23 protein-coding genes and 7 pseudogenes are annotated in these 26821 nt (G+C 67.8%); 20 read left to right on the top strand and 10 right to left on the bottom strand.

All coding sequences use genetic code 11. From position 1 onward, the window contains the following. The first annotated feature begins 172 nt into the window (after positions 1–172). The 8 genes from NBG84_RS07510 (at position 173) to NBG84_RS07475 (ending at position 8761) form a co-directional block, all read left to right on the top strand. On the top strand, positions 173–1624 hold the full coding sequence (locus tag NBG84_RS07510) for a nucleobase:cation symporter-2 family protein (protein ID WP_250918511.1): 1452 nt from the start codon (positions 173–175) through the stop codon (positions 1622–1624). Between the two features lie 58 nt (positions 1625–1682). Further along, complete coding sequence (locus NBG84_RS07505) at positions 1683–2888, top strand: aromatic ring-hydroxylating oxygenase subunit alpha (RefSeq protein ID WP_250918510.1); 1206 nt, start codon at positions 1683–1685, stop codon at positions 2886–2888. 144 nt (positions 2889–3032) lie between these two features. Next, a complete protein-coding gene (locus tag NBG84_RS07500) occupies positions 3033–3227 on the top strand; it encodes a ferredoxin (protein WP_250918509.1) in 195 nt (64 codons plus the stop codon). Between the two features lie 6 nt (positions 3228–3233). Continuing rightward, entirely contained in the window at positions 3234–4517 is a 1284-nt protein-coding gene (locus NBG84_RS07495; RefSeq protein ID WP_250918508.1) for an NAD(P)/FAD-dependent oxidoreductase, read from the top strand. Next, positions 4514–4996, top strand: a complete 483-nt coding sequence (locus NBG84_RS07490; protein WP_250918507.1) for a hypothetical protein — start codon at positions 4514–4516, stop codon at positions 4994–4996. The genes NBG84_RS07495 and NBG84_RS07490 overlap by 4 nt, the downstream gene beginning before the upstream one ends. A 45-nt stretch (positions 4997–5041) precedes the next feature. Next, positions 5042–5800, top strand: coding sequence for an enoyl-CoA hydratase-related protein (locus NBG84_RS07485; protein WP_250918506.1), 759 nt, complete (start codon positions 5042–5044; stop codon positions 5798–5800). Between the two features lie 184 nt (positions 5801–5984). After that, positions 5985–7382 (top strand): purine-cytosine permease family protein, encoded by a 1398-nt coding sequence (locus tag NBG84_RS07480; protein WP_250918505.1) that lies wholly within the window; start codon positions 5985–5987, stop codon positions 7380–7382. A 2-nt stretch (positions 7383–7384) separates the two neighbouring features. Then, entirely contained in the window at positions 7385–8761 is a 1377-nt protein-coding gene (locus NBG84_RS07475; protein ID WP_250918504.1) for an amidohydrolase family protein, read from the top strand. Positions 8762–9096: 335 nt separating this feature from the next. Here NBG84_RS07475 and NBG84_RS41030 read toward each other — a convergent pair whose 3' ends face one another. Further along, entirely contained in the window at positions 9097–9615 is a 519-nt protein-coding gene (locus tag NBG84_RS41030) for a hypothetical protein (RefSeq protein ID WP_308312029.1), read from the bottom strand. 80 nt (positions 9616–9695) lie between these two features. On the opposite strand from NBG84_RS41030, the gene NBG84_RS07465 reads away from it, so the two are divergent. Next, the gene (locus NBG84_RS07465; RefSeq protein WP_250918503.1) at positions 9696–10064 is read left to right on the top strand and encodes a MerR family transcriptional regulator; all 369 of its coding nucleotides are present in this window, start codon (positions 9696–9698) and stop codon (positions 10062–10064) included. 275 nt (positions 10065–10339) lie between these two features. On the opposite strand, the pseudogene NBG84_RS07460 reads toward NBG84_RS07465, so the two are convergent. Further along, positions 10340–10903, bottom strand: a pseudogene (locus NBG84_RS07460) (Tn3 family transposase). A gap of 37 nt (positions 10904–10940) precedes the next feature. Between NBG84_RS07460 and NBG84_RS07455 the strand changes: the two are divergent. Next, positions 10941–11300, top strand: a complete 360-nt coding sequence (locus NBG84_RS07455) for a hypothetical protein (protein WP_250918502.1) — start codon at positions 10941–10943, stop codon at positions 11298–11300. Between the two features lie 12 nt (positions 11301–11312). On the opposite strand, the pseudogene NBG84_RS41480 reads toward NBG84_RS07455, so the two are convergent. After that, a pseudogene (locus tag NBG84_RS41480) lies at positions 11313–12113 on the bottom strand (IS110 family transposase); the annotation flags it as partial. Positions 12114–12432: 319 nt separating this feature from the next. On the opposite strand from NBG84_RS41480, the gene NBG84_RS07445 reads away from it, so the two are divergent. Then, positions 12433–13200, top strand: coding sequence for a DUF5710 domain-containing protein (locus NBG84_RS07445; RefSeq protein WP_250918501.1), 768 nt, complete (start codon positions 12433–12435; stop codon positions 13198–13200). Between the two features lie 793 nt (positions 13201–13993). On the opposite strand, the gene NBG84_RS07440 is transcribed toward NBG84_RS07445, so the two are convergent. Beyond that, complete coding sequence (locus tag NBG84_RS07440) at positions 13994–14986, bottom strand: hypothetical protein (protein ID WP_250918500.1); 993 nt, start codon at positions 14984–14986, stop codon at positions 13994–13996. 241 nt (positions 14987–15227) lie between these two features. Here NBG84_RS07440 and NBG84_RS07435 point away from each other — a divergent pair. Continuing rightward, positions 15228–15533 (top strand): annotated as a pseudogene (locus NBG84_RS07435) (protein kinase domain-containing protein); the annotation flags it as partial. Between the two features lie 44 nt (positions 15534–15577). Here NBG84_RS07435 and NBG84_RS07430 read toward each other — a convergent pair. Continuing rightward, a pseudogene (locus NBG84_RS07430) lies at positions 15578–15778 on the bottom strand (integrase); the annotation flags it as partial. 14 nt (positions 15779–15792) lie between these two features. Then, positions 15793–16467, bottom strand: a complete 675-nt coding sequence (locus NBG84_RS07425; RefSeq protein WP_250918499.1) for a TetR/AcrR family transcriptional regulator — start codon at positions 16465–16467, stop codon at positions 15793–15795. A 99-nt stretch (positions 16468–16566) separates the two neighbouring features. On the opposite strand from NBG84_RS07425, the gene NBG84_RS07420 reads away from it, so the two are divergent. Then, complete coding sequence (locus NBG84_RS07420; protein ID WP_250918498.1) at positions 16567–17277, top strand: NAD(P)-dependent oxidoreductase; 711 nt, start codon at positions 16567–16569, stop codon at positions 17275–17277. Positions 17278–17466: 189 nt separating this feature from the next. Then, the gene (locus NBG84_RS07415; protein WP_250918497.1) at positions 17467–17625 is read left to right on the top strand and encodes an NUDIX hydrolase; all 159 of its coding nucleotides are present in this window, start codon (positions 17467–17469) and stop codon (positions 17623–17625) included. Positions 17626–17847: 222 nt separating this feature from the next. On the opposite strand, the pseudogene NBG84_RS41025 reads toward NBG84_RS07415, so the two are convergent. Then, positions 17848–17958, bottom strand: a pseudogene (locus NBG84_RS41025) (type II toxin-antitoxin system RelE family toxin); the annotation flags it as partial. A gap of 172 nt (positions 17959–18130) precedes the next feature. On the opposite strand from NBG84_RS41025, the gene NBG84_RS07405 reads away from it, so the two are divergent. Then, positions 18131–18493, top strand: coding sequence for a hypothetical protein (locus tag NBG84_RS07405; protein WP_250918496.1), 363 nt, complete (start codon positions 18131–18133; stop codon positions 18491–18493). Positions 18494–18965: 472 nt separating this feature from the next. Here NBG84_RS07405 and NBG84_RS07400 read toward each other — a convergent pair whose 3' ends face one another. Beyond that, entirely contained in the window at positions 18966–19412 is a 447-nt protein-coding gene (locus NBG84_RS07400; RefSeq protein WP_250918495.1) for a hypothetical protein, read from the bottom strand. 141 nt (positions 19413–19553) lie between these two features. Between NBG84_RS07400 and tap the strand changes: the two genes are divergently transcribed. Continuing rightward, positions 19554–21683 (top strand): telomere-associated protein Tap, encoded by a 2130-nt coding sequence (gene tap / locus NBG84_RS07395; RefSeq protein WP_250918494.1) that lies wholly within the window; start codon positions 19554–19556, stop codon positions 21681–21683. Positions 21684–21686: 3 nt separating this feature from the next. Then, positions 21687–22244 carry a telomere-protecting terminal protein Tpg gene (tpg, locus tag NBG84_RS07390; protein WP_250918493.1) on the top strand — a complete coding sequence of 186 codons (558 nt, stop codon included), beginning with the start codon at positions 21687–21689 and terminating at the stop codon, positions 22242–22244. A gap of 283 nt (positions 22245–22527) precedes the next feature. On the opposite strand, the gene NBG84_RS07385 is transcribed toward tpg, so the two are convergent. Then, positions 22528–23040, bottom strand: coding sequence for a hypothetical protein (locus NBG84_RS07385; RefSeq protein ID WP_250918492.1), 513 nt, complete (start codon positions 23038–23040; stop codon positions 22528–22530). Between the two features lie 606 nt (positions 23041–23646). Between NBG84_RS07385 and NBG84_RS07380 the strand changes: the two genes are divergently transcribed. Beyond that, positions 23647–23814, top strand: coding sequence for a hypothetical protein (locus NBG84_RS07380; RefSeq protein WP_250918491.1), 168 nt, complete (start codon positions 23647–23649; stop codon positions 23812–23814). Positions 23815–24282: 468 nt separating this feature from the next. Here the strand turns inward: NBG84_RS07380 and NBG84_RS07375 are convergent, their stop codons facing one another. After that, complete coding sequence (locus tag NBG84_RS07375) at positions 24283–24858, bottom strand: hypothetical protein (RefSeq protein ID WP_250918490.1); 576 nt, start codon at positions 24856–24858, stop codon at positions 24283–24285. Between the two features lie 504 nt (positions 24859–25362). Here NBG84_RS07375 and NBG84_RS41475 point away from each other — a divergent pair. After that, a pseudogene (locus tag NBG84_RS41475) lies at positions 25363–25878 on the top strand (RICIN domain-containing protein); the annotation flags it as partial. Between the two features lie 394 nt (positions 25879–26272). Then, positions 26273–26594, top strand: a pseudogene (locus NBG84_RS07370) (hypothetical protein). Positions 26595–26821 lie beyond the last annotated feature (227 nt).

Genomic DNA, 26821 nt, shown 5'->3' with positions numbered 1-26821 from the left:
CCGTATACCGGATACCAGTTGCAGAGGCATTCGAGTGGGAGAAGCCCCGCCACTGCACCTGCGAGCGCGCTGCTCAGGCGCCGCCGTAAACGTCTGCCCATAGCTCCGGATCATGGATGCTGATCTCAACGGAGGGACCAGGGCGCGATCGTCTTAGTGCCAGGAGACCCTCGTGTCACCTATCAGACGTGCACCCTCGACAGCGACTTCCGAACGCCACCCGGTGGACGAAGTCCTGCCTGCTTCCCGGCTCTTCTTCTTCGGTCTGCAACACATGCTGATCATGTATGCGGGCTGTGTAGCCGTTCCGCTTGTCCTCGGTGCGGTCCTCGGACTCGACACACACACCATCGCTTTGATCGTCAACGCCGATCTCTTGGTGGCGGGTGTCGCCACCATCATCCAGAGCCTTGGCATGACCCGCTTCTTCGGCATCCGGATGCCCGTCGTCGCCGGCGCGTCCTTCACCTTCCTCACTCCGATGATCCTCATCGGCTCCGAGTACGGCATGCGGACCATGTACGGCTCGATGATCGCGGCGGGCGTCTTCGGGATGCTGCTCGCCCGCCCGTTCTCGAAGGTGCTGCGGTTCTTCCCGACGCTGGTCACCGGCTGCGTGATCACCATCATCGGACTGTCGCTCATCAAGGTGAGCGCCGACCTGGTCATCGGCTCCGATCCCAAGTCGGCCGACTACGCGAGCGTGAAGTACATCCTCCTGGCCTTTGCCGTGGTCGCGGTCATCGTGCTGGTGCACCGGATCTTCAAGGGCTTCGTCCGCAATGTCTCGGTCCTCTTCGGGCTGGCGCTCGGAGCGGTCGCCGCCTGGGCCATGGGCATGGCGGACTTCAGCTCGGTGGGCGGCGCGAAGTGGTTCGGCTTCTCGTCGCCGCTGTACTTCGGAACACCCGAGTTCAAACTCGTACCGATCATCGCGATGTGCGTCGCCATGGTCGTGGTCTTCAGCGAGATGACCGCCTGTGTGCTGGCCATCGGTGACGCCGTCGACAAGAAGGTCACCGACAAGGACATGGCCCGCGGTCTGGCCACGGACGGACTCGCGGCCCTCCTGGCCGGCTTCATGAACTCGGTGCCTGACTCCACCTTCGGCCAGAACGTCGGTCTCATCAGCCTCACCAAGGTCAAGAGCCGATATGTCATCACCGTCACGGGTGTACTGCTCCTGACCATGGGCGCGATACCCAAGCTGGGCGAGGTCGTCGCCAGCCTGCCGGGCCCGGTCATCGGCGGCGCCGGTCTGGTGATGTTCGCGATGACGGCGGCCGTCGGCATCCAGATGCTCCAGAAGGTCGACTTCGAGGGGAACCAGAACCTCCTCATCGTCGCCGTCGCCCTCGGGGTCGGCATGCTGCCGGTCGTGGTGCCCACGATCTACCAGAACTTCCACCGCGATGCCCAGTTCATCCTGGGCAGCGCCATCACCGCGACCGTGCTGGTGGCCTTTGTGCTCAACCTCCTCTTCAACCACCTGCTGGTTCCCCAGGACCCCGCGGGCACCGGAGACGGCAAAGGCACCGGGCCCACCGGCGACACACCTCAGCCATCACCCCCGCACAGCGCGCACGACGACGGCGCTCGCGAGGCGGAAGACAAGGTCGGTTAGCGCTTGGGCGGCCACCGCCCCCAACCCGCACACGCAAGCAGTAAGGAGCACGGCAATCATGGGTCAGCCCCCCGTATCGGAGAACATCCAGCAGATCCTCAAGGTCATCGAGGACGGCTCCCACGACATGGAGACCGGGTGGAACCTCCCCCGCGAGTGCTATGTCGACCCGGAGTTCTACGCCTTCGAGCAAGAGGCCATCTTCATGCGCCAGTGGCTCTGCCTCGGCCGTGTGGACGAGATACCCAGACCCGGTGACTTCGTACGCGTCGACATGGGCGACGAGCCCCTGATGATGGTCCGCGGCAAGGACATGGAGATCCGGGTCCTCTCTCCCATCTGCGCGCACCGGGCCCATCTGGTGTGCGAGGGAGCCGGGAACACCGGCAAACTCTTCCGTTGTCCCTTCCACGCCTGGACCTACGGGCTCGACGGCAATCTCATCGCCGCCCCGTCCATGAACGACACCGTCGGGCTGAAGACCCTGAAGGGCGAGGCCTATCTGCCCTCGCACCGGGTCGAGGTCTGGAACGGCTTCGTCTTCACCAACCTCGACCCGGACGCGAAGCCGCTCGCCCCCACCCTCACCAAGCTGACGGCCGAGCTGGAGAACTACCACGTCGGCGACATGGTGAGCATGCCGGTGGCCGAACTGCGGGGCAACAACTGGAACTGGAAGTCACAGCTGGAGAACGGCATCGAGCCCTACCACAGCGCCTATCTCCACGGCATGCTGCACGACTTCGCCCATGTGCGGCTGACCAGCTTCGTGGACATCGACCCCAACGAGGGCGCGATCTACCACCCGACCGGCTTCTATCACGCCGACGCCGGATTCAACCCGACCACCAAGGCGCTGCTCCCCGTCATCCCCACCCTCGGGGAGAAGGAGCGCAACCAGGTGATCTTCGCCTCCATCCCGCCGAACCTCGGCTTCGGCGCGGTGCCGGAGGGACTCTTCTACTACCTGGTGCTGCCCGCGGGACCGGAGCACATGAATCTGCGCATCGGCCATCTGTACCCGGAGGAGAGCACCAAGCACCCCCGGTTCGAACAGCTCTACAAGATCGCCCAGGACGGTCTGGTGCTCTTCCACCAGCAGGACGCCAGTTCGGACGCCTCGCTCCAGAAGGGCATGCGCTCCCGCTTCCGCCGCCCGGGCCGCTACTCGTTCCAAGAGGAGTCCCTCCTCCAGTTCAACCAGTGGCTGCTCAAGCGCTACCAGGACTACACGGCCGACACCACCGCTGTGCCCACGGCCTGATCCTCTCCCGGCCCGAGTTGAGGCCCCGGGCGGGAGAACCCGGCGAACCCGGTGGTGTGACGGCGCCGCTGTGTGACGGCACACCCCTGCACCAAACCCTGCGCAACGAACCCCGTGTCTGGCGAACCCTGTGTGAGGACAGCAATGAAAGTCACCGTTGACCGCGGCCTGTGCGACGGAAACGGCGTCTGCATGGGCATCGCGCCCGACGTCTACGACATCGACGACGACCTGACTCTGCACATCGTGCACGAGATCCCGGACGACCCAGCGATCCGGGCCCAGGTCCGTCAGTCGATCACCGCCTGCCCGGTCCTCGCCCTCTCCCTCAAGGAGTAGGCGACCGTGGTCGGCACCGACACGCGGACCATCGTGGTGGCCGGCGGCTCCCTCGCCGGCCACACCGTGGTCACCGAACTCGACCGGCGCGGATTCACCGGTGAGGTCGTCTGGGTGCGAGGAGACGAGAGCGTCTCCCCCTACTCCAAGCCCGCACTCTCCAAGGAGTTCATGCAAGGGAAGCTCACCGCCGGTGACATCTCCCTGCCCGCGCCCCCGGCGGACGGCAGCCGGCTGCGCGTCATCGACGGCACGCTCTGCGCCCGGCTGGACGCCGACGCCGACCGGGTCCTCGTGGGAGACGAGTGGATCTCCTTCGACGCCCTCTTCATCTGCACGGGCATGCGCGCCCGTGTCCCCGCGCACTTCACCGGTCTGCCCGGGGTGCACTCCCTGCGCACCCTGGCGGACGCGGCGGCGATCCGGGCACAGCTCGACAGCCGGCCGCGCGCGGTGGTCGTGGGCGCGGGTCTGATCGGCAGCGAGACCGCCGCCTCGCTGCGCTCCCTCGGTCTGCCGGTCGAGCTGGTGGTGCAGGGCCGGCTGCCCATGGAGGCGGTCGTCGGCGAGGAACTGGGGCGGTTCTGTCTGGAGCGGCACCACTCCCACGGGGTCACCACCCGGCTGTCGGCCACCGTGACGGAACTGTCGGCCGGCCGCGCCGGCGGCCCGATCACCGTGGCGTTCGACGACGGTGCGACGACGGAGGCAGGTCTGGTGGTCCTGGGCCTGGGCGCGACCACCGCCTGCGGCTGGCTGGAGGGCAGCGGGCTGGACCTCTCGGACGGAGTGCTGTGCGACGCGAGTCTGCGGGCTCGGCCGTCCGTCTTCGCGGCCGGGGACATCGCCAACTGGCCGAACCCGGTCTTCGGCGGACGGATGCGGGTGGAGCACTGGAGCAATGCCTCCGCCCAGGCCCGGCACGCCGTCGAGAGCTGGTCCGCGGACCAGGAGGGCCGACGGCGTCCCGCGTTCGCGGACGTTCCCTACTTCTGGTCCGACCAGTACGGCCTGAAGTACCAGATGGTCGGTCACGCACGCGGCCACGACGAGGTCCGTGTGGAGAGCGCAGGGGGCGACGGGGCCCGCCCATTGGTGACGTACTACCGGGACGGCCGGCTCGTGGCCGCCGCGGGCGTCAACGCCACCCGCGCGGTGATGCGGATGAAGTCGCGGATCCACTGCCCCGACCGGGAACCGGGCCCGGGCGACGGACCCCTCCCCAGTGGGCGGCCGACGCGGACCGCCGTGACCAGTCCGCACGTACCCGGGAGGGAGAAGACGACATGAGCGACGACAGCGAGCTGTTCCAGGTCGTACGCGACAGCATGTGGTCGCTGTTGAGTGACCGGTACCGGACGAACCGCCGTGCGCGCGGGGCGCAGACGGAGGACGAGTTCCTCCACGAGCGGACCTTCTGGCCCGCCTTCACCTTTGAGGGTGTCCAGTACGCCGCCGAGGACGGCACGGACCGCCTACTGGTCACCTTCCATGACACCGACGCCCCGGAGATCACCATCGGGTTCAGGATCGACCTGGTCAAAGCCATGGCCGAGTGGTCCAAGCGGGTCGGCGGCCGGGATCCCCGGGAGCATCCGCGGATGTTCGCCGCCGAACTGATCTGGTTCATGGTCTGTTTCATCGGCGTCGCCGACTTCGACGACGCCTCGGGCACCCCGGACGCACCGCACTGGATCAACGACGGCTCCGAGATCTTCGGAAAGCTCAGGAACAACCCCAACATGGACGCTTTCGAATCCCACCACTGACCGCCCACCGACCGTTTCCCGCTCTCCGCCAGAAAGGCCCCGCCCATGGCAGTCGTCGAAGTCGAGAAGCCCCAGGACGGCGTGGCGATCGTCCGCCTCAACCGGCCGGAGGTACGCAATGCCCTCAACACGGAGGTACGCGAACTCCTCGCGTCCGCCGTGGAGTCGCTGAACCAGGACGACGAGGTCGGCGCTATCGTCCTCACCGGAGGCGACACCGTCTTCGCCGTCGGGGCCGACCTCGGCGAACAGGCGGACCGCGATGTCGTGGGCGCCATCCGCGCCTACACCCATCAGGCGTTCTGGTACAGCGGGAAGCCGGTCATCGCCGCCGTGAACGGGGACGCCTTCGGCGGCGGCAACGAGTTCATCCTCCAGTGCGACTTCGTCATCGCCTCCGGATCCGCCCGGTTCGCCCAGACGGAGGTCACGATCGGGCTGGTGCCCGGCGGCGGCGCGACCCAGCGTCTCCCCCAGGCCATCGGACGGCAGAACGCCCTGTACGCGCTGCTCACCGGCCTGCCGCTGTCAGCGGACGACGCCTTCCGTCTCGGCTACGTCTCGGAGGTGGTCAAGGGGAACGCCATAGACCGCGCGGTGGACCTGGCCGCTCTGGTCGCGTCCCGCCCACGGCTGGCCGTACGCCAGATCAAGGAGGTCGTACGACTGGGTCTCGACGCCTCGTTCGAGGCGGGCATCGCGCTGGAACGCCGCGGCTACCAGCTCATGTTCGGCACCCAGGACCTGCGCGAGGGCTTCGCGTCCGTCAAGGAGGGGCGTGCGCCGAAGTTCGCCGGCAACTGATTGCACTCCCCGGGCCTCCGGGCCTGGGACTCCCAACCCCCGGGGTTCCGCGCTCCCGGGATTCCGGGTCCCCGAGCCCGCAAGTTCCCGATGGATCGCGGCCTCCGGGTCTCCGGACATATGACTCCCCCTTAGGAACGTCCCTGAGCCGATGCCGACATCGGCTGGAGAGTGGTGCACGGACATGGAAAGAGAAGCTTCTGGCAAGGCGGGGAACGACTCCCCGGAACTGATCGAGAGCAAGGGCATCGAACTCGTCCGCCCCGACGAGCGCACCGGCATACTGCGCGACCAGACGACTCTGTGGTTCTCGGCCAATGTGCAGTTCGCCGCGCTGACGGCGGGTGCCCTGTCCACCGCGATATTCGGCCTCGACTTCCTCTGGGCCGCGGTCGCGATCGTCCTCGGCACCGGTCTCGGTTCGGCCGCGCTCGCCATCCTCGCGGGTGCCGGCCCCCGGGTCGGCGCCGCTCAACTGGTACAGTCACGCGCCCCCTTCGGACACTACGGGAACCTCCTGCCCGCCGCCGCCTTCTTCCTCACCGCCACCGGCTGGTTCGCGGTCAGTGTGGTCCTCGGCGTGTTCACCGTCCAAGCGCTGGTGGATGTCCCGTTCGCCATCGCCTGTGTCCTGTTCGGCGTAGCGATCGTCGCCATCGCGGTCTTCGGCTACCGCGTGATCCACGCGGTCGAGAAGGTCCTCTCGGTCATCCTGCTCGTCCTGTTCCTGATCGTGACCGGCTACGCGCTGTTCCGCGTCGACTTCGGTGTCTCCGTGGACGGCCTCTCCGACCAGCATCTCGGCGTCGGTGGCGCCTTCGCCACCGTGGCCGCCATCTGCGCCGCCCGCTGCCTGGGCTTCGCGGCAGCAGCCTCCGACTACAGCCGCTATCTCCCGGCCGAGACCCGGCCGAAAGATGTCGCCCGGTACGTATTCGCCGGCTCCTTCGTCGGCGGTACTTGGATGGGACTGGTCGGCGCGGCACTCGGTTTGGTCGCCGCGATCGGCAGCCCCGCCGACCTCATCACCGGAATCCTCCCCACCGCCCTGGGTGTGATCGCGATGATCGCCCTGATGCTGTCGACCGCCGCGTCGAGCTGTATCGACATCTACTCCTCCTCACTGGCCACCCTGGTGATGGGCTTCCCGCTCAAACGCTGGGTGTCGGCAGTGATCGTCGGCGGCCTGGGCGTGCTTGCCGCCTGGTACGCCGGTACGAACGACTACTACCGCAGCTTCGAGACTTTCCTGATCTTCCTGGGCTACTGGCTGGGCCCCTGGGTCGCCATCATGCTCGTCCAGCTCCGGGTCGGCCCGCGCGGCGCGGTGCTGGAGCGCCGCCTGTACGACCGCACCTACCGGGTCGGGCCCGGGCTGATCGCCTGGGTGATCGGCTTCGCCGCGTCCATCCCCTTCATGAACCAGTTCGACATCTACATCGGGCCTTTCGCGAAGGCGAACCCGGGCGCCGGTGATCTCACCTCGCTGATCGGAGCCGTCGTCGCAGCGCTCGCATACGCCGTCCTCGCCCGACGGGGGAAACCAGCCCCGGTCCGCCCGGCCCTCAGCACGGAAGGCTGACGATGACGAAGACCCTTTTGCGCGGAGGCATCGTCCTGACGATGGAGCCGGGCCGCCGCGCCCTCGATCCCGGCTCGGTGCTGTTCGACGACGAACGCATCCTGGCCGTCGGCTCCGTGGAGGAGGTCGACTCCCTTCCCGCGAGCGCCGGCGCCGAGACCGTGGATGTCACCGGGCGAGTGGTGATGCCCGGGCTTCACAACACCCATCTGCACTCAGGGCTGCTGCGCGGCACCGCCGAGTCCATGTCGCTATGGGACTGGCTGAAGTACCACGTCGACCCCGCCCACAAGGCGATGACCCCGGAGATCGCCCGCGCGGCCAGTGAACTCGCCTACACCGAGGGCGTACTCGCCGGAACGGTCTCCGTCCTCGACATGTGGCGGTTCCTGGAGGGCAGCGCGGAGGTCGCAGGCGAACTCGGCATCCGCGCCACCCTCGCCCCGTACGTGGCGGACCTGGAGCCGTACACGTTCTTTGAGTCTCTCGACAGCAACCGCAGACTGCTGGAGTTCGTCGCGGACCGCAAGGACCCCCTGGTCCGGGCGTGGGTCGGCGTCGAACACTGGCTCTACAGCACCGACGCCGGGATACGCGATGCCGTGGAACTGGCACGCTCGGCGGGGACCGGCTTCCACACCCACTCCTCCGAGAGCATCTTCGAGGTCCAGGAGAGCCTCACCCGCTTCGGACGGCGGCCCATCGAGCAGTTCTACAACTGGGGAATCCTCGGCGAGAACGCAGTGGTCGCGCACTGCGTCTGGCTCGACGACCGCGAGATCGAACTGCTGGCGAAGACGGGCACATCCGTCGCGCACTGCCCGTGCTCCAACATGAAGCTCTCCTCCGGGGCCGCGCCCCTCCAGCGACTGCGGAGCGCCGGGGTCACCGTCGGGCTCGGCACCGACGGCGAGAAGGAGAACAACAATCTCGATCTGGTGGAAGAGATGAAGTTCGCCTCCCTCCTCCAGAAAGTGACCACCCTCGACCCCTCGGCGGGCGACCCCTGGGACATCCTGGAGATGGCCACCATTGAGGGCGCCCGCGCCCTGGGCCTGGCCTCCGAGTCCGGCTCCCTGGAGGTGGGCAAACAGGCCGATGTGATCACGGTCGACCTGCGTGCCCTCCATACGACACCGATTCTGCACGGCAACGACTTCAACGCGGCGGCGCACGTCGTGTTCTCGTCATCGGGCCGCGATGTGGACAATGTATGGGTGGCGGGCCGCCGTATCGTCGCGGACCGCGCGCTGCTCACCGCCGATGTGTCCACGGTCAGGCAGCGGGCCCAGGACGCGGCGGAGGAACTCTTCGCCCGGGTGCGCGCCCTCCGCCGGAGTGGTGAGGTGCCCGTACTTCCGTCTGCCCCGGAGGGGTGACCCCCGCGCCTGCTCACAACAGGCGGCAGGGCCCAGGGCGGTGAAAACCCGGCGTGGGCCCTGCCATCCGCGAAGTGGTTCCCGAAGCGTGCGGGCTCGCCCGCCGATCCGGGCAGGGCCCGGCTCCACGGTCCGCCGCTGCCCGGCGCCCGATCCCGAGCCGTCGCGTGCGACGGCTCGGAGGGCCGCTCCTGACCCTCAACGAGAGGCAAGGTGTCCATGGAACCAAGAGGTCGTTTTCTCCAGTTTTTTCAACCCGTTGTGCGAGTTTGATCCAGTTGTTTCGGGTCGCGCCAGGAAATGGTGCTCTCGCCGGTCAGGCGGCGACGCGTCCGCTACTGCGCGCCCAGGAGCTGGAGAATCATGTTCACCGCTTCCACGGTCGGCACGCCCAGAGCCCCGGCGACTGCCATCAGGGCGCGGGCGCGGACCTGCGGCTGGACCACGGCGTCAGGGGCGAGGACCGGCAGGGATTCGTCGATCGTCTGCGCGCCCAGGGGCGACACTTGCGAGCGCAGGTCACGAAGCTGCGTCGTCAAGGCTTCGATGGCGGAGCGCAGTTCAGGGTCCATGGTGGTTGGCGCCGCGTTCTTCACTATGCCGGTCTTGGTGCCGCCGTACATGTTGACGTTGTCACCGAAGTGGTAGTTCCTGGGATTGATCATGAGCGCCTCGAACTTCACCTGGAACTCGATTTCGGGGTTCTCGATCGAGTCCTGGGCGAGGTCGTCGAGGACGAGGCCGAAGTTCCCCTCGATGCCGCCGCCGGCGCCGTGCGCGAGCAGAAGTGCGGGGCCGCGCCCCTGCACGAGAACGTCGAGATGAGAAGTGGGAAGCACATGATCAGTGGTCATGGCGACGACGCTAGACTCCGACATCAGTGTCAGAGTCAAGTCGCGGCGTGGGCAAGGGGAACAGGAATGAGCTGAGCGGCATGCGCATGAAGGAGATGGCGCGGCGTACCGGGGTCCATGAGCGGCTGCTGCGCTACTACGAACAGCGAGGACTCCTGACGCCCGACAGGCTGCCCAGCGGCTACCGCATCTACTGCGAGTCGGACGTCGAGACAGTGCGCCGCATTCGCTGTCTGCTGGCGGCCGGGCTTCCGACCGCTCTGATCGCCCAGGTCCTGCCGTGCATCCGGGCGGACGACGAGCATCTCGTGCCCACCTGCCCGGACCTACTCGCCCAACTGCGCCGGGAAGGCGAGCGAATCACCCACGCCATCGAAGATCTACAGGCGTCGCGCGCGATCCTCGACACCATCATCACCGCCGCGCCCTCAGGGGCGCCGGGACGCTGAGGCCGCCTCAACCTGCCGCTGCCGAGGCAAGCTGACAGGAAGCCCCTGATCGAGCCGCTTGCCGTTGCCAGGCGGAAGGCGTCGTACAGGTTGATGTTCGACCAGAACACGACCAGAACTTCACTGGCGTCAGCGCCAGGACTGTCCGCGGCGGCTCGCACCTCGTCGGCCACGCCCTGGCCTTCGGCCTCATGGTCGCCACCCGGCGCTCCATCGCCCCACACCTGACACCGCACCACGAGAAGCGGCGCCCACACAAGAAGACTCGCGGTCAGTCAAGCGGCCTGACCGAGGCCGACGGCAGTCAGGTCCTGCTCACGCGGCGGGGCGAAGTCGACATCGAATTTCGGCTCATATGCGTCGGGCTGGATGCCGAGTTCGTGGGTGCTGTACTCGCCGAACCGGTTGATGTGCTCGGTCAGGTACGGCGAGACGCGGGCCAGGTCCTCCGGGTCGATCTCCCATCCCTCCTCCAGCAGCTGCCGCACGATCTCCGCGATGTCCAGGGCGTTGTGGAAGGTCACCGCGTTCGTGAGCAGGGCGTTGAACTTCATCGCCTACTCCCGCTCGATGGGGTCGTTGTCGGCGATGGCGCCGCGGTTGCCGAAGCCGATGCACTGGGAGAACCGGTTGAACGACCCGACCTTGTTGGTCGCCGCGGTCACCCGTCGGCGCAGCGGCGCGTCCGAGAGGTAGCGCAGCAGCTGGACGGTGCGGATTACGCGGCCGACCTCGCGAAAGGCGGCGTAGGTGGCGTTCTTCCGCGACCCCGACCGCAGCCGCTTGAGTGGTGTGGAGGAGGAGATGGTGCCCTCGCGTACGGAGACGGCCACCCGCATCAGGTGGCGGAACTGGGACTCGATCAGGTCGAAGTCGATGACGCTCTCGCCCGGCTCGCCGAACAGCGCGTGCGGTCCTCTCCCTGGTGAAGGCCCAGATGGTGCGGGCCGGCGGGTTCGGCGCGGTCACCCGCGCGGGGAGGGCTTCGGTGGCTTCGCGAAGCAGTACGAGCAGATCGAGAAGGTCTCCGCTCACCACGGCGACTTCTGGGAAGTGCTGCTGTACGGGCAGATCGGCCGGGACCGGGCGGTGATGTTCGACCTGGCCGTCAACGGCAAGCTGAAGTTCACCGCGACCAGCGAGGACAGCCGGGTGCTGGACGCCCTCGCGCACGCCCAGCGGCACCGGGGCGATGCGGTAGAGGGCGGCGTTGGCCGCCCCGTCGCCGCCTCGTGAGAGGCGGTGCCGGTTGGTTTTGCCGCTGGAGGCGGGGACGGGGGCGGCTCCGCGGAGGGCGGCGAAGGATGCCTCGGTCCGTAGCCGGTCGGGGTTGCCTCCCGCCGTGACCAGCAGTTGGGCCGCGGTGTCGGGGCCGACTCCGTAGGCGGCTCGCAGGCCGGGGTTGTGGGCGGTGGCCTGGCTGTCGAGGGCCTTGGTGAGTGCGTCGTGCTCGGCGGTGAGTTCTTTGACACGTCGGGCGAGGCTCTTGAGTGCGGTGAGGACCGCGGTGTGGACGGCGTCCCCAGCCGGTCGCAGCCGGGCCAGGGCCTCGGTGCGGTCCGTCCCCTTGAGCCGGCCGAACCTGGCGCGGACGGCCTCGGGTGCGGTGACGAGGAGGTTGGTGATCTGGTTGAGGGCGGCTGTGCGGGCCTTGACAGCGGAGCGGGCGGCGTTGTGCAGGGCGCGTATGCCGGCGACGGTGTCGTCCTTGGGAGCGCTGGAGGCTCGTCCGGACAGGGCGGCGCGGGCGGCGGCGTAGGCGTCGATGGGGTCGGACTTGCCGATGCGGCGGCGTTCGGCCCGGTCGGGCCGGTTGACGTCGACGACATCGAGGCCTGCGGCGCGGGCGGCGCGGGTGAAGCCGGCGCCGTAGGAGGAGGTGCCTTCCACTCCGATGGCGTTCACGTGGCCGTGGGCGTCGAGGAAGGCCAGGGCCGCGGCGTATCCGGCGGCGGTGGCGGCGAACTCGGCGACCGCGAGGTGCCCGCCGTTGTCGCTGATGACCGCGACGTGGACGGTGTCGGCATGGGAGTCGAACCCGCCGAACACATCCTGGTCCGCGGTGTCCTCTGCGACCTCTGATGCCGTGCTGATGATGCCTTCCCAACCGGAGGTGGGCACCGGCCGGGTGGCGCGGACAGGACGTTGAGGGGGCTTCTGACCAAGCTCCTATCAGGTCATGTTCCGCCAGGCCGGAGCCGTGAGGACAGGTCCCGGCGGCCGGGCAGAACAACCCGAGGACAGCCCAGCAGGACGTCAGTCAGTGCCCGAGTCACGGCCACCGGAACCTGAGTATCAGCATCACTGTCGGTGCTTCCCGCTAGCCTCCCCTCCATGATATGACGTATCGTCAACTTGGAGGTTAGGTATGGCAGTTGAGCGGCACTGGCTGGATGTTCCGTATGCGGACAAGGACGAAGCCAAGAGGGGCGGGGCCCGCTGGGACGGGACCGTGAAGCGCTGGTACGCGCCCCGTCCGGGGATTCCTGAACTCCAGCGGTGGGCAGCAGCCCCGGATGTGCCCGACCTCCTGCCCGGCGAGGACCGGACTCTGGGCAACGGCCTATTTGTCGACCTGGTGCCCAGCACCTGCTGGTTCACCAACGTCCGCTCCTGCGTCGACAAGAAGGACTGGGAACGTCTCCGCCGGATGATCACCCACCGGGCTGGGCAGCGCTGCGAGGCCTGCGGGTCGGCAGAAGACCGCGATGCCAAGCGGTGGCTGGAAGCCCATGAGCGCTGGACCTTCGACGACACCACCCGGGTGCAGACCCTCAAGCGGCTGATCTGCCTGTGCACCGACTGTCACACTGTCACGCATTTCGGCTATGCCCAGGTCCGCGGCATCGAAGCACAGGCATTTGCTCACCTGATCAAAGTCACCAAGATGACGGAGCCCCAGGCCCGCGAGCATGTCCGGGCCGCCTTCGCCCTGTGGCAGCAGCGCTCGGCCACCGCCTGGGAACTGAACCTGGGCATCCTCACCGACGCCGGGATCACCCTCGCACCGCCGCCCGGAGCGAAGGACCGGGCCGGTGTTGCGGAGGACACCCTCCGCAGCATCGCCGGCAAACCGGCGGTGCCCCAGCAAGGCGGCTCCGACTCGGTCATCCGCCGAATGCTGAGGCGCCGGTAGGAAGACGACGGGCCTGCGGCAGAACACGCAGGCCCGCCTCGGCGCTAGGGACGCGGACGACCGACGGTGCCTGCCGAGCGGTCGGAAGTCAAGTCGCGCCCGGCGTTCTCCGCGCGGATCATTCTGCGCAGGCTGGAGCGGGGCGCACAGCCAGGTGTGGACGGCAGCCGTGCAGGGGGATATTCAAAAGGCCCCGAGATACGACGAGTTGACCGAGAAGGCGGGGCAGGCCGAGTGAAGGAGGACGACATGCCGAGGCGCGGTTCCGCACCGACTAGGCTGATCGACTGCCCCGAGTGCGGTACCCCGACGAAAGCAAGCCTGCGCAACGGTCACCTCTACGAGCACTCCACCCCGGGACGCCCCGGCATCTGCACGAAGTCCGGGAAGTGGTCCTGAGTGGCAAAGAGCTCACGAACACCTATGAATGCGCCTGCGGCACCTGGGCCCGGATCACCCACAAGGACACCCTCGCCCTGCACTCCATGCCAGAGGGAGGATGGTGCCCGCTGTCCGGAGAGCCCGTAGTCACCCCGCCCACTCCGCGTCCCCTCCCGGACGGACTACTGCGGATGGTGCCACCCGCACCAGCGCAAGGGTGGCGCGCACACCCGGTCACCACCAGCGGCGGCTCCAGCGTCTACGCGACCCCGGCCGGCCTACCCGGCCACGGGCGACGCCGCTATCCGCCCACCAACAGCGCACCCCAAGACGACACAAACACGCCCGGCTCGGACCCCGGGTCGGTGTCACGCACCCGGTGCACCTCGGCCCGAACTGAGGTCTGCCAGGCTCACAGGCAGTCCTTCGGGTAGACGCGCTGCCCTGTCAGGTGTGAGCGTGTGAGGCAGGGCGCGCACTTCGTACGCATTCTCAGCTCACGGTCACCTAGAACTCGCCTTCGTCCGTCAAGCGCGCTGACTCCCAGGGACTGCCACACGGTGACCATGCGCTCGCCATGCTCCTGAACGGCATTGTCCACGGCCGCGAACTCGTCCAGTGAGGGCATTATGGGACTCGTGTCGAGCACTTTGCGGATGGGTCCCCAGATCGGGCCGGGGATCTCGCGGACGGCTGGGTGATCCGCGAATCCGGCCAGGAGCGGAGCATTCCCGCCCGTTTCCTCCACGGCATCGGCATGCGCGATCAGCTTGAGAACCCCGCCGGTGCCGTGGAGCAGCCCCTCGTACATCTCGTCCAGGTCGATCTGGTGCGTCTGGTACGCGAACACCAGGTCGGGCCACCCGGGGTGCACGTGGTCAAGGAGGCTGGCGAAGGCATCGCGGTAGCCTTCGCCGACAAGGTCGGCGAAGGTGAACGGCCGGGTCGCCCCATCGTCGTCTGTCGTGGTGGCGAACTTCGCCAAGAGGGTGTTGGAGAGCAGGTCGCACCGGAACTCGTGGGCCGCTTCGTATGCCCAGATCGCTGCTACTTCTTCCGGCGTCTTCGAGCGGGTCGTCTTGGGAGGCCGGGTTCCGGCTCCTGCCCGCAGCCGCCCGAGCAGGGCGTGCCCGTACTCGTGCATGACGAGGTGAAGCAACTCCGCCTCGTCTAGTTCCTCGTCGGCGGTCTCGGTTCCCGTGTCGATGTCGATGACGATGACGGTTTGGCTGAAGTCCCGAACGACCTCGATTGTCTTGCCTTCCACGATGCCGCCGGACCGTTCGGGGGTGAAGTTCCGATCGCTCTCACTGTGCGCGCGGATCGATGCCGTGATGTCGCCGGTGAGTACTACTGTCAGGTCCATCTCGGGAACCGCACACTCGTTGGCGAGCACGCTCATCATGGAGTGCACGGTCGCGATGAAGCCGGCCAGTCCAGAAGGGGCACCGTGCTCTGGCCGCAAGGGTGCTGCTGGGGCAGGGGGCGGCGTGGCGAGTGCCGCTCCGCCATGAGATCCCTTTGACCTGCTGCCTTCTCGAAGAGGGGGGTGCGTGCCGGGAGAACGGTCACACAGACGAAACCGTGGTGTTTCAGCGAGCTGAAACAAAGCGGCCCTGGGATGCAGAAGTGGCGCTGCTCCCGATGTGCGGGGCAGCGTCACTGAGTGCGCGAAGGCGGGCGGTCAGTCGGTGTTGGCGAGGTTGGCCAGCTGGGCTGAGTATCGGGCACGGCGCACCGTGTTGAGGGTCTCGGCGCTGGGCAGGCGACTGCCTCTGCCCGAGGTCGTGCGCACAGCGGCCTGTGTCGCCGACGCCCTGGGGACCGCACATGAGGAGGGCCTGACCCACCGGGACATCAAGCCGTCCAACATCGTCGTCCGCTCCAGAGGCAAGGCAACGGCCGTCGACTTCGGCATCACCAAGAGCAGCGACGCCCGACACGACATCACCACCGCAGGCGTCCTGATCGGCACCCCGGCCTACATGGCACCCGAGAGGGCGTCCGGCCAACCGGGACGCATCGGCTCCGGCGCCACCGCACGCGCCAGCAGCAGGGCTGCGTCCACCGCCTCTGTCGACGGCCGCGGCACCGCCGCAGCCAGCGTGCGAGTGGCGATGTCCACGATGCCGGTCAGCTCGACCGTGTCCACCGTGCCGTCATCGTGAACGACCAGCACGTCCAGAGGAGTCGAGTTCCGTCCCTGGGGCTTCAGGCCTCATCGGGGTGCAGGCCGTTGAGGACGAGGGACAGGCCGAACTCGAATTCCTCCGTCTTGTCGTATCCGGGCCCGCGCATCTGCAGGGTGATGACCTCCGCGAGGTGCGGGTGGGCGTCGGTCGGCATCTCGCGCATGATGCCGTCCGTGACGTCGTCCAGTTCCTGCTGGTCGGTGAAGGGCAGGCTCAACTCCTGCAGGATGAACCCGTGGATGTAGCTGTCGATCGCAGAGATGGCGCGCACGGTCATCGCGACGGAGAATCCCCCGCCACGCAGGGTTCCCAGGACGGCGTCCAGGTGACGTAGGGTCGCCGGGCCCGGTCGGCTGCGGGAGTTCAGCAGGCTGAGGGCCCACGGGTGGTCCAGGAGCACCGTACGGACCGATCGGGCGCGGTGGCGCATGGCAGTTCTCCAGTCCGTCGCCGACGGCGGCGGGTCGATCCGGCCGAACACGTTGTCGACCATCCTGTCGAGGAGGTCCTCCCGGCTCCGCACATGGTTGTAGAGCGACATCGCCTCGACGCCCAGCCGGCCGGCGAGAGCCCGCATGGTGACCCCGGCCAAGCCCTTCTCGTCGGCCAGCTCGATCGCGGCCGCGACCACACGTTCCCCGTTCAGTCCCTTCCGCCTCGACTTCGCCCGCCCGTCGGTGCCGTGCTCGCGCATGAATGCCACTCCACTGTTGCCCCTGTCGTACTTACGATGTTAGTTTAGCGTTCCTTACATCGTAAGTATGTGGTCGGGCGAGGGCGGGAGCACGAGTAAATGAGTTCAGAACCAGAGCGGATGCGGAAGGTCTGCGTAGTCGGAGCTTCCGGAAAGCTGGGGCAGTACATGGTCCAGCACTGCCTGGACCGCGGCTACGAGGTCGTCGGCGTCTGCCGCGAACGCAGTGTCGGCAAACTCGCCGCGCTCGCGGACCGGATCACGATCGTCCCCGGAGACACGAACGACCCGGAGGTGATCCGGCGGGCCGTCGCCGGGTGTGAAGGGGTGCTGACCGTACTGGTCCCCTGGGGTATGCGGCAGTACTCGTCGGGCACCGCGCAGGCGGTACTCGATCACGCCGCCCCGGACGCCCGGCTGGTCTTCTCCTGCGGCTGGCACGTCCGCCGGGACGCCCGGGACCGGTACTCCTGGAAGTTCCGGACCCTCGTCCTGACCATCACCAAGCTGGCCCGCGTCCTGCGCCTCCTCGACGTCAACGACCAACTGGAGGCGGCGCGCCGTATCTTCGCCGCCGACCGGAGATGGACCCTGGTCCGCGGCAGCGATCTGGAGGAGGGCAAGAGCCAGGGGCTCCCCGTGTGGAGCCGCCATGTCGGCGATCCGGTCCTCGCGGGCAATATGACACGACGGGTGGACTTCGCGCTGTTCATGGTTGAAGCGCTCACCGATGACACGCTCGTCCACGAGGCCCCGGCGATCGTCGGGCGCCTCACCACCGGCGCGCTTGCCCACACCGACGACTGCTGATAACCGGTTGCGGGGTGCGAGACGCCCTTGGGTCGAGTTCCCGTACACCGGGTGCCCGCACGGTGCCGGATGGCAGATCCCGCGCGTGCCCCCCCCGGGCGGCACGGAGCCCCCGCACGGCGAGACCCAGCTTCACATCGGCATCCACCTCCATCGACGCCAACCCAGGCAAGGACGAGCCCGCCCACCATGCACTTCTACTTCTGCTTCTACTTCCGGTTCCTCTTCCGCACCACCGCCGACATCGGTGAACCGCAGACCGAAGAAGTCTCCGACGCAGCCTGGCAAACGGTCGGCGCCCTCCACGACGAGTGGCTGAGTCGGCGCGTGGCCCAAGCACTGCGCTGAGCTTTCCTACCTTTCAAGCGGGTCGGATCTGATCATTCGTAGGATCGGGTAAGCCCAGGGGTTCCGGGTATTTGTGTCCTGAACACCGATGGAGCTGGTTGTAGGAGCAGTCAGAGGTGAGGACCCGGACAGTCACCCGGTCGGGATACCCGGCAGGTCAGTGCATCCAGGAAGTCACCAGAAAGGGGCCCGCGTTGGCCGGGCGGCCCTGGTTTCTGTGGCTCAGCGCACGCGTCCGAGGTGGATCACGCTGACGCGGACTATCTGGTTGTCAATCTCGTAGAGGACGCGGTAGCAGCCGATGTGGATGCGCAGCACGTCGGTGCTGCCGAACGCGCCGTCGGGGCGAGGGTTGTCGGCGAGGCGGTCGAGGCCGGTGAAGACCTTGCGGACTCCTTGCGGGTCGCTTTTCGCGAGCTACACATGCTGGCCTAGCGCTGTCGTGGAGTCGCACTTCCGTGGGGAGGGTTAGGGTGCCGATCGAGGGCGGTATCGCGGGGGCCTGATGACCGTGTCTTTTCATGATCTGGCAGGAGGGCCCGGGGCGGCCGAGGAGCCCATCGCGCAGAGCGAGATCGCTGCACTCACCCGGCGCTACGAGCAGGCCCAGGAGAAGACGGACCGCGAGTTCGGGATCGTCAAGTCGGACCTGACCGCTCTGCGTCTTCAGGTGGGCAATCTCGACCAGAAGGTCAGCAACCTCGACGAGAAGGTCGGCGGCCTCGATGACCGGATCGGCGGCCTGGACCAGAAGATCGACTCTCTCGCCGGGGAGGTGCGGAATCTGAACGTCAAGGTGGACCGCAACCAGGCACAGATCATCGAGCTGCTGTCCCAACTGGTCGGCGAGGACCCGGACGCTCGCTGACACCGGTCCCATACAACGGCTGCGGCCCCAGACCCCGAGCAGCATCGGGTCTGGGGCCGCAAGCGTGTCCGTGGCGCGGTCACATGGTGGAGGTGGTTCTGTCCGGCGCGGCCGGGGTGGGGTTGGAGAGCGCGTGGTGGTGGCGGGCGGCGACGGACCCGGGGCCGAACAGGAGGCTGTCGGGGGTGAAGTGGGGTGGGGAGAGGTGGCGTTCGAGGGAGGGGAGGTAGTTCCAGCGGACGGCGGGGTGAGCGGAGTGGGCGTAGCGGTGGAGGTCGCCGTAGGGAAGCCTGGTGGCGGCGGCGATGGCGGCGAGGATCCGGTTGCGGGGGTAGAGGCGCAGGCAGCGTCCGGCTTCGATCTTGGCGGGGGTACCGGTGCGGTGCCAACGCGGGCCAGACGGTCAACCGACCGACCGGGGCCGGGCTGACTATCGCGGCCGGCGCGCTGTTCGGCTTTCGGTATCCAGCGTTCAGTCCGCGCGAGCTCCTGGGCCTGGACCCGGCGCACGCAGGAAACGCAGCGTCTCCAACTGCTGCTCGGTGTCGGGCGGGCCGGGCGCAGCACTCAGTCCGTATCTGCAGCAGGCCCGAGGGGTGTTCTGCTTGAGTTCCATCCGGGCAGCCACCCACCCCGGTCCGCGCAGCGTCTGCCAGAACTCGTGCGTCGCCAGGATGGTCGACAACTCCAACAGCAGATCGCGTAGCCGCGCCTTTTCCTCTTTCTGTTGGTCGGTGTTGCCGGGGCTGGTCGGCGTACCGGAGCGTCGGTCACTGTGAAGTTGTTTGTCGCCTTCCCAGCCCCCTGCGGGCTCGACCGAACACGGCAGCGTGCGACACAACTCCTCATACGCGGCCCTCGTCTGGTGAAGCCGGGCCTGTGCGTCGCGTAGGTCGTGGGGAAAGTCGGTATCAGCCATGGCCGAAAACATACTTCTGTTCGATTTACCTGCACCTCCCGACCCGGCAGCACTGCACCGCCTATTCAATCCAATCGGGTTAAAGATATGGATAAATATCAGGGTAAATTCTGCTAGAGTCTGGAGTGGAGGTACGCAGATATGGCATCCGAGGAAGAGCTGTTCGCGAACATCGACGCCCTGTTGGCGGAGGAGCCGCAGCTCCCGCCCCCGGCGGAACGTGCCCGATTGCGTGAGGCCGCCGGTATCACTCAGGCCCGCCTCGCGACTGCGTTGAAGACGACGACGCAAACGGTGAAGAACTACGAGAACGGCCGCTCCGAGCCGAAGTCGCCGCGGCTGGAGGCGTACCAGCGGCTCCTGAACGGGTGGGCCGCGAAGTACCCCGCCCACGCGGCTCCCGCCGCACCGGCCCGCGTGGTCGAACCGCAGCCCGCCTCGGTACCGGAGACGTTCGCCAGGCCGACCACGCCCGAGACGGAGACCGCCGCAGCGGTCGAAGCGCCTATCGCCTCGGCCGAGCGCCCTGCCCGTCCGGCCGCGCGCCCGGCGACGTCGTCCCGCCGCCCCGCGGCGAAGAAGGCCGCCAAGCCCGCGACCGACCCGCGGTTCCCGCACGGCCCGCTCGCCGTCCTCGATGGCGACGGCTCCGCGTACGGCGTCGACGGGATCGTCCTCGACTGCCCGGCGACCACCGTCCCGCAGCTGGTGGAGTGGACCCTGAAGGAGTCCGGCATCGGCGCCGCCAAGCTGAACCGGTACGGCAAGGACTCCGACCCACTCATCGTCCTCACCGCCTCGGCCGCAGTGAAGCTCGGGCTACCCGAACAGTTGGAGGGACACGAGCAGCGCCGCTCCCTGCGCCTGCCCGAGGACCACCCGATCGTCAAGCAGGTCACCAAGGCCCGTTGGCAGTTGACGCAGCGCGGGTTCGGCCCCTGGGCCCGGATCTACCGCAAGGCGACCGCTGGCCAGCGCACATGCGTGCAACTCGCCGTCCTCTCCTGGGACGCGCTCGATCCCCGCTCCTGGCCCGGCGTGAGCGAGATGGAGCCAGCCGACATCGCCCGCGTCCTCGGGGTCTACGCGACCCGGGTCATCACCCCGCGCGGCTCCACAGCCGTTTCAGGGCTGGAGCTGATGACCGCGCTGCGCCCGCCGACGAAGGCCGTGCAGGACCGTAATTCCGGGAACTGGGTGTCCGGCTACAACGCGGGCTCGCTGGGGACGGAGCCGATGGACCCGGCGCCGCCGGAGGCCACCCCCGAACACCCCGTCGTCGTGAACTCCGGCTGGACGGGCGGCTTCCTCAACGAGGAGGCGTATCAGTGGGTGCGCGATGTCGGCCTCCTCACCGATGAGGAGTGCCTGCTGCCCTACGCGGTCGGCCTGGACCTCAACACCGCGTTCCTCGCGGCCGCAGCCCGCCTCACGGTGGGTCTGAGCGCGCCCGATCACTTCCACGCCCCGAAGTTCAACCCGAAGATCCCCGGCTCCTGGCTGGCCGACCTCTCCGGGATCGAGCTGGACCCGCGCCTGCCCTCACCGTTCACCCCGGACGGCACCCGCCCGACCGGCCCTGCCTGGTATCAGACGCACACCGTCGCCTACGCCCAAGAGCTCGGCCACAACGTCGAACCCATCGAGGCGTACCTGCGGCGGGAAACCGGCGCGTATCTGGATCCCTGGCACGACCGGCTCAAGACCGCCTACGTCGACACCCTCGCCGACCTCGGCGTCACCAAGGACCTCACCGATGTCGAGTTCCTGGCAGCGATGGAGCAACACAAGCAGGTCGACCCGGCGCTGAACGCCGTCCTGTCCGCGATCAAGGCGACCGTGAAGGGCGGAGTCGGCAAGCTCAGGGAGCGCCCGCAGGGCCGCCACTACAAGGAGGGCGAAACGTGGCCGGCCCTCCAGCGGCCGACCTGGCGCCCCGACATCAGGGCCGCCGTCATCAGCAAGGCGCGGGTCAACATGCACCGCAAACTGCGCAACATGGCCGCGATGACGGGCCTGTACCCGCTCGCCGTGCTCTCCGACTGCGTCGTCTACCCCTCCCCAGGCGCATCGCCGTTGGACTTCCTCCCCTACGCCGCCTCGGGTAAGCCGCAGCCGGGTGGGTTCCGTCTCGGCCCCACGCCGGGCCTGGCGAAGCTCGAAGGGGTGCAGCCGATGCTGTGGGCGGTCGACCTCATGGAGCAGGGCCTCAACCCCGCCCGCCACATCAAGGGCGACGGCCACGACGCCGTCCTCGACGAAGGAGAGTGACCCGTGGCCGGAGAGATCGAGGACGCCATCGAGCGCGCCGACCGCGAGAACTTCACCCGCCAGCCGCCGAAAACCCTCCAGGGCCGTATCAACTACCTGCTCCGCCAGCTCGGGTCAGCGAAGGCCGTCGCGGCCGAGCTCGGAGTCACCGCTGACTCGGTGAACCGCTACCGGCGCGGCGCCCGCAAGCATCCGCCGAAGGACATCGCCTCGAAGATCGACGACGCCGTACGCCAGCGTTGGCAGCCCCAGGTCCGTAAGCGCCGGCAGAGGGAAGCCGCCACCACCGGGATCACCGTCGAGACCCGCGCCAGGTTCGGCTACACCGCCCCAGTCGGCACGACCGACGACGGCCGCTTCCGTCGCCTCACCGTCCGCCTCCCCGCGACCTACGCGCAACGCCTGTTCGACGCCCGCGAAACAGGAGCCAGCGACCAGGAAATGCGTGGGATCATCGCTGAAGGGTTTAAGGAAGTGTATTTCCAAGACGGCGGATCCCGCGCCACGGGACTATCGGAAGTGGCCATCAACGACATTGATTACCTGGATCTCGACTACTGAATTCGGAGCCTTTTTTGGCAAGCATCAATTACTTGGCTGAGTGCTTCAGTTGGCGAGTGAGCACTTGATCTGGCGAAGTTTGGTCCTGCTGGGTGTGGGCCTTTCGGAAGCATAGCGCGAGCCACCCGCATGGTCTCCTCTGAGGTTTCCGGTCTGTGCAACGCTCCGAACCCCACCCCGAACACGCCAAGGGCCTGCGGATCCCCAACAGGGTTCTGCAGGCCATCGCCACGCAGGGCCGGATTTGCCAACAGCATCCGGTTCGTCGGCTGGGGCCTCTCTCTCACTGCGTTGTGAGCTTGGCGCGCAGCCGGTCTACCTGATCATCACGGGGGCGGCCGTACTCGCCGTCGCGGAACCCCCACCAGTCGACGAGCTCCGCCATGGTCAGGCCGGCACTCGTAACGGGCCGGTCGGAGAGCAGGCAGTGCTCCTTGTTCTTGACGACCTCGACGATTCCCTGCGCCGCGTCCCGGATGATGAGTTCCGGCTTGTACCGCGCAGCGAAGATCAGGTTCCGCACGTCGCAGGCGACTCCGCGGTACCCGGCTATCGCCTCGCTTCGTTCACGCGACGCCAGTTCTGCCCGGTACCCGTCTAGATCCCCTTCAGGACTGTCTGAATTCGTATGCGTGGCATACCGCTTGTATGCCGCCCTGCTGCGGTACTCCAGGAACAGGCGGATTCCGAGCCGGTTGAGGACGGCGTCCGAGCAGCGGACGGCGTCGGCAGTCTCTGCGTCGTCAAGAATCGGCGACGGCTGGTCGCCGCGTAGCTCCGTGGAGAGGATCTGCATGAGATGGCGCCACGTCCTCGTCCCGGTTGGGAAGGACGGGGCGCACCCTCAGTTGGTCCGAAAGGCGGTGTTCAGCTGGCGGTGGAGAGCATGATCTCCCTCCGTATGACGAAGAGACCGTCAAGGCTCACTGGCCTCCTTCGGGGCGGTGGGCGTCACTCCCGTCGAGCGTATGCGGACAAGGACCGGCGGATCTTGGATTCCAGCCGACGAAGCGGTGGCTGGGGCCCTTCTGGGCTCTCAGGCCGTACCCCTTGCTCAACTCCCCAACTGAACCGCTCGGTCACAACTACCCGTACCCGTACCCGAAGAACGATGCCGAGCGGGCGGCGAACCGGGGAGTTCAGATCTGATGCAGACTCGCTGAGACGGAAGGGCGGACTGCGGCGACCAGTCGCGCGATCCGGGGGCGGTGGTCGGGTCCGTCATGATGTGGAGATGACTACGTACCAGGCGTGGGGCACGGACCCTCGCTTCTCTTCCTCCCCTACCCAAGCGCATCAAAGAGCGGGTACGGACACTCAACGGGCTGCACTCGCGGCTGCCTCGGTCGAGGAGCTGCGGCAGCCGGAGGGTGAGCTTGAGTGCTCCAGGCATGATCCCCGCGTGGGGCTTCGTGACCCGCATCTTGTGCTCTCGTACGCGGCGTTGGCAACCGTGATCGGCCTTGCGGCCGTTGCCGTGATCGCCGTGAGCCGGGCGGAACCCCGTGATCTGCCAAGGGTCTTGAAGGCGCTGCCGCGCATCCCGGCCCGCGAATCCCCTTCATCGTGATGTTCACCGGATTTGAGACCACGGTGAACCCGATCCGGAGCGGGGTCGTTCTCTAGGGCGGCAGCTCGGGAAGTACCAAGATATCGACGCGATACCGGGCAGGGGGAGCGACGACGGGGCCGGGTAGCGCGAGGAGTTGCTGCGGGATGGCGGCGCCGCGGGTTGCCCCCCGAAGCCGGACCACGTCCCGGTGAGCAATCACCAGCGGCGAGCGGTTTCCTCGATACACAGGCACGATCACGCTCCGAACGTTGGGACGAGGGGCACCGGCGCGAGTCAGGCGTCCAGGAAGACTTGGGGGGAGTCGGCCGACCGTCTTCAGGGCCTCGGTGTAGTTCACCCGGGCTCGCTTGATCCGGCGGACATCCTCGACCAGGTCCGCGTACAGGTCCCGAGCCTCGCGCTCGCGTGGGGCAACACAGCTGCGTGAGGGCCTCTTCGGCGTCTTTCAGCTCCCGCGCGGCTTCCTCAGCATCCTTGGCGGCAGAGGGAGGAACCTCGCCCATGGAGTAGTACGAGGGGCTCGCCCGCGGGGCGGTCCTGTCCGTACTCCTTCCTGGCGGTGCGCAGTTTAGGGACGGCAGGGGAGCACGTTAGGTGGACCGTGGTGTCCTCGATCGTCGTTTTGATCTGGTCGTCGCGGATCAGGCCGAACATCTGGCCCTGGAAGAAGTTGGTGATGCCCTGGTGGCTCTGCAGCGCGCAGGCGTCGGCGAAATCGCTGTCGACGCGGGAGTCCGGCTCGCAAGGGCCGCCGGGGCGTAGATTGTACGGGGCCGCGCCGGGTTCCTGCCGCACGTCCCAGACGGCCGACTCACCCTCGCGCTCGGACAGGACGTGCCAGTGGGACAGCCCGCGCGCGTGCATGGACTGGCAGCACTTCGGCTCGACCACGATGCCCCAGGGCCGGCCCCGCACCACGCACTCCTGGTCGTCCAGCAGGCTGCAGCGCGGCAGCTGGCTGTAGTTCGCCTTCGACATCCGCTTACCGCCCACGGACACCACCTTGATGGTCACCGCGGACTCTTCGAGTACAAGCTCCATGACCTGGAGAACGCGCACAGCGCGACAGCGACGCGGGGCCGTGACCCAGTTCCCGCTTTCAGCCCATCCAAGCAACCCAAGGGAAACGTCACGTACCTGGTGACACGTGAGCCCGAGCCTGTGAGGCTATGAGCCTCACACCCCAGAACGCGAGGCAGACGCGCGTCCTATCAGGCTGTGAACCTGTGAGGACGCCGTCTCATCCACCGTGCCGCCGGGCCGGGTCCTCCAGCACCGGGCGCCCCGTCTCGCCCCGTAGCACCGATCCAGCGCCTCGACCTTGGCGCCGGGCGGCAGTGCCGCGAAGAGGTCCGCGAGCTCTCCGCACTGCCCGCCCGCTCGGCCTTCGCCAGGCTGTCCTGTCGGCATCAGAGGTAGGGCTGCCATACGGTCCGCGGCGTCCCGAGTGCCGGGGTATGGCGGAGGGCAGGGTGGGGGAGGCGCCCTCGTGAGTGTCAATGCACCGGTCCACCGGCCCCCCCCGTACGAGGGATCGCCTGAGGAGTGACACGGGCATACGGTCCGACTATCCGGGCCGGTGCCGCCCTCACCCTTGTCTCCTCGGAGGTCTCCCTCGTGCGCAAACGTCTCGTCGCGGCTCTCTCCACCGCCGCCGCGCTAATTCTGACCGTGTCCGCCGCTCCGGCCCAGGCGGCTCCCACGCCCGGCGTCTACAAGGTGAGGGCGGCGCATTCGGGCAGGTGCCTGGCCATCCAGAACGCGTCCACCAGCAACGGCGCGATTCCGGTGCAGAACACCTGTGTCGACCGCGGGGCCCAGCGCTTCGGTATCTACGAGTACGCGAACGAGGCCGGGACCTACTTCATCAAGACGTTCACTGGGAAGTGCCTCACCCGCCACTCAAGCCCTTGTGCGAACGGACACGTGACCCAGGAGGACTGCCACCACGGCAGGCAACAGCACTTCCAGTTCACCGCCCACCACCCCTGGGCGGGTGAAGTCATCAACACGCTCCACATGAACGGTCAGGCAAGCCTTTGCCTGCATGTACGGGACGCCAGCACCGGTGACGGCGCGAGATCATCACCCACCCCTGCAACTACTGGGGCTCGGGGTCACGCAACGACTCCTTCTCCTTCCAGCCAGCCTGAGAGGTCGTTTCCGCGCCGGTCACCAGCCGGTGCCCGTAGCCGCCCGTGCTCCGGCACGCCCTGGTCCGACCCACCGACGGGGAGCACGATGGAGGTCTGGGCGAGAAGGACCGGGACCAGAACGACAACGCCGAACGGCGCAGCCGACGTCACCCCCGTGCAGGCCCGCGAGGTGGTGACGGCCGGGCTGCGTGAGGCGGTGGACGACGTCCGACGCACGGTCGCTGTCCGCCTGGGTCCGCGCCGCGCACACCGTTCCCGCCCGCGCAGGGCGGGACGACGACGCCCACGGGAGGAGTCGCATGACCACGTCATCCCAGGGCCCGAGGATCGAGGCCATCGCGGCCCGGTTGAAGAAGGACCTTCAGGAGCGCGCCGACATATACGGGCCGCCGCTGTGGGAGCCGATCTGGAAACGTCTCCGGGAAACCGAAGTCGAGGGCAGCGAAGTAGGCGGAGCTGCGCAAGCAACGCAAGCGACTCCGGGACGCGGGACAGCGCCGTTTCGCTGCTGGGCAGTCGCGCCTGCCCCGGTCCCGGCAGAACCGGATCGGCAACGCGGCCGCGCGACGCGATGCCCGCGCCCTGTCCCGGGTGCGGCACTCGAACGCCTGGCTGTGGTGACGACGCCCGGCATCGTCACGAGACCGGAACGAACCCACGATGTTCCGCATCCGATGCCGAACATCGTGGACTCCACCCCGGCGCGCACCGCGATGTCGTGCGTCGCATCCGGTGCGCGCCACCCGGCGATGCCCGGCACTCACGCGCGCCCGGTGCGCCGTATCCGATGCCCGACCGCATCGGTGCGCGCGCCGCCGATGCACCCCTTTACCAGGTGTCGGTGGGCG

Source organism: Streptomyces albipurpureus (genome assembly GCF_023701525.1).
GTDB lineage: Bacteria > Actinomycetota > Actinomycetes > Streptomycetales > Streptomycetaceae > Streptomyces > Streptomyces albipurpureus.
This window is presented reverse-complemented; position numbering and strand designations above follow the sequence as displayed.

What these genes read in the sequence shown, in the direction of transcription:
- tap (WP_250918494.1), top strand. Translation starts at nt 19,554, where the DNA reads ATGGCATCCGAGGAAGAGCTGTTCGCGAACATCGACGCCCTGTTGGCG.
- NBG84_RS07400 (WP_250918495.1), bottom strand. Translation starts at nt 19,412, where the DNA reads ATGGCTGATACCGACTTTCCCCACGACCTACGCGACGCACAGGCCCGG.
- NBG84_RS07420 (WP_250918498.1), top strand. Translation starts at nt 16,567, where the DNA reads ATGAGTTCAGAACCAGAGCGGATGCGGAAGGTCTGCGTAGTCGGAGCT.
- NBG84_RS07385 (WP_250918492.1), bottom strand. Translation starts at nt 23,040, where the DNA reads ATGCAGATCCTCTCCACGGAGCTACGCGGCGACCAGCCGTCGCCGATT.
- NBG84_RS07455 (WP_250918502.1), top strand. Translation starts at nt 10,941, where the DNA reads ATGACGCTCTCGCCCGGCTCGCCGAACAGCGCGTGCGGTCCTCTCCCT.
- NBG84_RS07475 (WP_250918504.1), top strand. Translation starts at nt 7,385, where the DNA reads ATGACGAAGACCCTTTTGCGCGGAGGCATCGTCCTGACGATGGAGCCG.
- NBG84_RS07500 (WP_250918509.1), top strand. Translation starts at nt 3,033, where the DNA reads ATGAAAGTCACCGTTGACCGCGGCCTGTGCGACGGAAACGGCGTCTGC.
- NBG84_RS07405 (WP_250918496.1), top strand. Translation starts at nt 18,131, where the DNA reads ATGACCGTGTCTTTTCATGATCTGGCAGGAGGGCCCGGGGCGGCCGAG.
- NBG84_RS07375 (WP_250918490.1), bottom strand. Translation starts at nt 24,858, where the DNA reads ATGGAGCTTGTACTCGAAGAGTCCGCGGTGACCATCAAGGTGGTGTCC.
- NBG84_RS07440 (WP_250918500.1), bottom strand. Translation starts at nt 14,986, where the DNA reads ATGATGAGCGTGCTCGCCAACGAGTGTGCGGTTCCCGAGATGGACCTG.
- NBG84_RS07445 (WP_250918501.1), top strand. Translation starts at nt 12,433, where the DNA reads ATGGCAGTTGAGCGGCACTGGCTGGATGTTCCGTATGCGGACAAGGAC.
- NBG84_RS07415 (WP_250918497.1), top strand. Translation starts at nt 17,467, where the DNA reads ATGCACTTCTACTTCTGCTTCTACTTCCGGTTCCTCTTCCGCACCACC.
- NBG84_RS07485 (WP_250918506.1), top strand. Translation starts at nt 5,042, where the DNA reads ATGGCAGTCGTCGAAGTCGAGAAGCCCCAGGACGGCGTGGCGATCGTC.
- NBG84_RS07465 (WP_250918503.1), top strand. Translation starts at nt 9,696, where the DNA reads ATGCGCATGAAGGAGATGGCGCGGCGTACCGGGGTCCATGAGCGGCTG.
- NBG84_RS41030 (WP_308312029.1), bottom strand. Translation starts at nt 9,615, where the DNA reads ATGACCACTGATCATGTGCTTCCCACTTCTCATCTCGACGTTCTCGTG.
- NBG84_RS07480 (WP_250918505.1), top strand. Translation starts at nt 5,985, where the DNA reads ATGGAAAGAGAAGCTTCTGGCAAGGCGGGGAACGACTCCCCGGAACTG.
- NBG84_RS07490 (WP_250918507.1), top strand. Translation starts at nt 4,514, where the DNA reads ATGAGCGACGACAGCGAGCTGTTCCAGGTCGTACGCGACAGCATGTGG.
- NBG84_RS07505 (WP_250918510.1), top strand. Translation starts at nt 1,683, where the DNA reads ATGGGTCAGCCCCCCGTATCGGAGAACATCCAGCAGATCCTCAAGGTC.
- NBG84_RS07425 (WP_250918499.1), bottom strand. Translation starts at nt 16,467, where the DNA reads ATGCGCGAGCACGGCACCGACGGGCGGGCGAAGTCGAGGCGGAAGGGA.